The sequence below is a fragment of the Actinomadura rubrobrunea NBRC 15275 genome (genome assembly GCF_001552235.1).
Lineage (GTDB): Bacteria > Actinomycetota > Actinomycetes > Streptosporangiales > Streptosporangiaceae > Spirillospora > Spirillospora viridilutea.
This window is the reverse complement of record NZ_BCQU01000178.1, coordinates 1-3,521: the sequence shown is the minus strand read 5'-3', so window position 1 is coordinate 3,521 and position 3,521 is coordinate 1. Positions and strand designations below refer to the sequence as shown.

General features: G+C 73.9%; 4 protein-coding genes. 2 read left to right on the top strand and 2 right to left on the bottom strand.

Annotated features, from left to right (window positions below; translation table 11 throughout):
* A partial coding sequence (locus AR3_RS28715) for a LysR substrate-binding domain-containing protein (protein WP_245637941.1) occupies positions 1 to 282 on the top strand: 282 nt, incomplete at its 5' end.
* Positions 283 to 440: 158 nt separating this feature from the next.
* Positions 441 to 1,865, top strand: a complete 1,425-nt coding sequence (locus tag AR3_RS28710) for a M1 family metallopeptidase (RefSeq protein WP_067918733.1) — start codon at positions 441 to 443, stop codon at positions 1,863 to 1,865.
* 67 nt (positions 1,866 to 1,932) lie between these two features.
* On the opposite strand, the gene ilvA is transcribed toward AR3_RS28710, so the two are convergent.
* Both ilvA and AR3_RS28700 read right to left on the bottom strand, forming a co-directional pair.
* Positions 1,933 to 3,195, bottom strand: coding sequence for a threonine ammonia-lyase (gene ilvA / locus AR3_RS28705; RefSeq protein WP_067918731.1), 1,263 nt, complete (start codon positions 3,193 to 3,195; stop codon positions 1,933 to 1,935).
* A 38-nt stretch (positions 3,196 to 3,233) separates the two neighbouring features.
* Positions 3,234 to 3,521: ROK family protein (locus tag AR3_RS28700; RefSeq protein ID WP_157406830.1), on the bottom strand; the 288-nt coding region annotated here is incomplete at its 5' end.

Here is a 3,521-nt window from a genome sequence, read left to right as displayed (position 1 = left end):
GGTCCGCTGCGCGACCTCTGGCTGGCGAGCGACGCGCGCCGGGGCCGCCCCCCGCGGATCGCGGCCGAGGCCGCCTCCCCCGACGCGGCGCTCGACGCGGTGGCGTCCGGGGTGGGCGTCGCCCTGCTCGCCGAGGGCGACGCCCTCCTCTACCAGCGAACCGGCGTCGTGTGCCGCCCCGTCCGCAGCCTGGCGCCCGCCGAGCTGGCCGTCGCCTGGCGGGCCGACGACACCCGCGAGATCACCCGGCTGTTCGTCGCCTCCCTGCGCCCCGAGGCGTGACGGCCGCGTTCCGTGACCGGGGGGACGGATCGGTCCGGCGGCGGGACGGGGAGGAACGCGCCGCTCCGGACCAACGGATTCGATACCGAAACGAGCTTGATCGACGCGGATGGCGCTGCCAGCGTGAGGGAGGTCGTCACTTTCCGAAGGACGAAGCCATGAACAATTCCCCCAGAAAGGTCGCCGCGCTGGCGCTGGGCGTCGCCGCGAGCCTGGTGGTCACGGCCGCGCCCGCGGGCGCCGCCGCCGTGCGGTTCACGCCCGGCGCGCCCGGCGCGGGCGACCCCTACTTCCCCGACATGGGCAACGGCGGCTACGACGCCGCGCACTACGACATCGCGCTGAGCTACGACCCCGCGTCCAAGGGGATCTCGGCGGTCACCACGATCAAGGCGCGGGCCACGCAGCACCTGTCGCGGTTCAACCTGGACTTCCAGGGGCCCCTGACGATCTCGGCGCTGACCGTGGACGGGAAGAAGGCCGCCTACCGGCGCACCGGCGCGCAGGAACTGGAGATCACCCCGGCCAAGGGGCTGCGCAAGGGCACCCGCTTCACCGTCCGGGTGGCGTACTCGGGCGTCCCGCAGGGCGTGGACGACCCGGCACTCGGCCGCTCCGGCTGGATCCCCACCGAGGACGGCGCGATCATGCTCAACCAGCCGATCGGCGCCGCCACCGTCTACCCCGTCAACGACCACCCGACCGACAAGGCCACCTACACCTTCACGCTGACCGCGCCCGACGGCCTGACCACGCTCGCCAACGGGGACCCCGCGGGCCGCTGGAGCAAGGGCGGCCGCACCACCACCCGCTGGGTGATGAACCGCCCGATGGCCAGCGAGCTGAGCATGATCGCGATCGGGAAGTACGCGGTGCGGACCGGCCGCACCGGGCGCGGCGTGCCCAGCGTCACCGCCACCGACAGCCGCATGGGCATCTCCGAGCAGCTCGCCAAGGACTTCCACGACCAGACCGGCCAGTACCAGGACTGGCTGGCGAGCCTGTACGGCCGCTACCCGTTCTCCTCGACCGGCGGCATCGTCGTCAAGGCCGGGGTGGGCTACGCGCTGGAGACCCAGGGCCGCCCGGTGTACGCCCTGGGACATCGCCCGGGCACCATCCCGCGGCCCGACCTGCTCGTCCACGAGCTCGCCCACCAGTGGTTCGGCGACAGCGTGACGCCCGAGCGGTGGGCCGACATCTGGCTCAACGAGGGCTTCGCCACCTACTCCGAGTGGCTGTACTTCGAGAAGTTCACCGGCAAGAGCGCGCAGCAGACCTTCGACGAGCTGTACGCCACGCCCGCCGACGACGACCTGTGGAAGCCGGTCACGGCCGACCCCGGCCGCGACGACATCTTCCACTCGACGGTCTACGACCGGGGCGCGATGACCCTGCACATGCTCCGCAGGACCATCGGCGACCGGGCGTTCTTCCGGCTCGTCAAGCTGTGGCCGACGGTCAACCGGTACGGCACCGCCTCCACCGCCGACTTCATCGCCTTCGCCGAGAAGGTCTCCGGCAAGCAGCTCGACGACCTGTTCAAGAAGTGGGTCTACACCTCGGGCAAGCCGTCCCTGTGACGTCCCCGTGACGTCCCTGTGCGACGGCCCGCCGACCGGGCCCGGGGCGCGGCGCCCCGGGCCCGGTTCATGTCTGCACGAGGGTGTAGCCCTTCTCGCGCAGCCGGGACAGCACCTCCTCGCAGTGCTCGGGGCCGCGCGTCTCCAGGTGCATGAGCACCTCGGCCTCCTCGACGTGCAGGCGGGCGGCGACCCGTTCGTGCATGACGTCCAGGACGTTGACGCCCAGGTCGGCCAGCTCGCCGAGCAGGGTGACCAGGGCGCCCGGACGGTCGGTGAGACGGCACCGCACGACCAGGTAGCGTCCCGCCCCGGCCAGGCCGTGCCGCAGCACCTTCGACAGCAGCAGCGGGTCGATGTTGCCGCCCGACAGCAGGACCACCACCGGGGTGCGCACCGCGTAGGAGTGCTCCAGCAGCGCCGCCACGCCCGCCGCGCCCGCGGGCTCCACGACCTGCTTGGCGCGTTCGAGGCACAGCAGCAGCGCCTGGGAGATCGACTCCTCGGTGACGGTGACGACGGCGTCCAGCAGCTCGGTCACCAGGTCGTAGGTCAGGTCGCCGGGGCGGCCGACCGAGATGCCGTCGGCCATGGTGGGCTGCACCTCGACCCGCACGGGCCGTCCCGCCGCCAGCGACGGGGGGAACGCCGCCGCCCGCTTGGCCTGCGCGCCGACCACCTTGACGGCGCGTCCGCCGCTCTCCTCGGCCGCGCCCTTGAGCGCCACGGCCACGCCGGACATCAGCCCGCCCCCGCCGACGGCGCCGACGACGGTGCGCACGTCCGGAAGCTGCTCGAGGATCTCCAGTCCGATCGTGCCCTGCCCGGCCACCACGTCCGGGTGATCGAACGGGTGGATGAGCACGGCGCCGTGCTTTTCGGCGTGGCGCTGCGCGGCGACCAGGCAGTCGTCCACGGTGGGGCCGGGGAACACCACCTCGGCGCCGTAGCCGCGGGTGGCGGCCACCTTGGGCAGCGGCGCGCCCTCCGGCATGTACACGGTGGCCTTGGCGCCGAGCATGCTCGCCGCCAGCGCCACGCCCTGGGCGTGGTTGCCCGCGCTGGCCGCCACGACGCCGCGGGCGCGCTCGGCCTCGCTGAGCCGGGCGATCCGCACGTACGCGCCGCGGATCTTGAACGAGCCGGTGCGCTGCAGGTTCTCGCACTTGAGGTACACCGGGCCGCCGATCAGCTCCGTCAGCACCCGCGAGTGCACGAGCGGCGTCGGCGCGATCACGTCGCGCAGCAGCTCTCGCGCCGCCCGGACGTCGTCGACGGTGACCGCGGCCCGCACAGGGCTGGGGGGCGCACCCCCCGATGACAGTGCCATGCCTTGATCCTCCCACGCGCCGCGGGCGGCGGCGCCGGTCAGTCGGCGGCCCAGTACCGGTCGCCGGCCAGCACCAGGGCGGCGGCGCCGATCAGACCGGAGGCCTGGCCGAGGGCGGTGGGGACGACGCGCAGGCGCCGCGCGAAGTCCATGCGGGCGTGCGCGTCCAGCGTCTCGCCCGCGGCGTCGAACAGCGGCGCGCCGACCTGCGACACCCCGCCGCCGATCACGGCGGTGTCCAGGTCGCACAGGTGGACGGCGGACGCCAGCGCGACGCCCACCGCGCGGCCCGCGCGCCGCAGCGCCGCCGCGGCCACGCGGTGCCC

Coding starts and splice junctions, on each gene's coding strand:
- AR3_RS28710 (WP_067918733.1), top strand. CDS start 441: ATGAACAATTCCCCCAGAAAGGTCGCCGCGCTGGCGCTGGGCGTCGCC.
- ilvA (WP_067918731.1), bottom strand. CDS start 3,195: ATGGCACTGTCATCGGGGGGTGCGCCCCCCAGCCCTGTGCGGGCCGCG.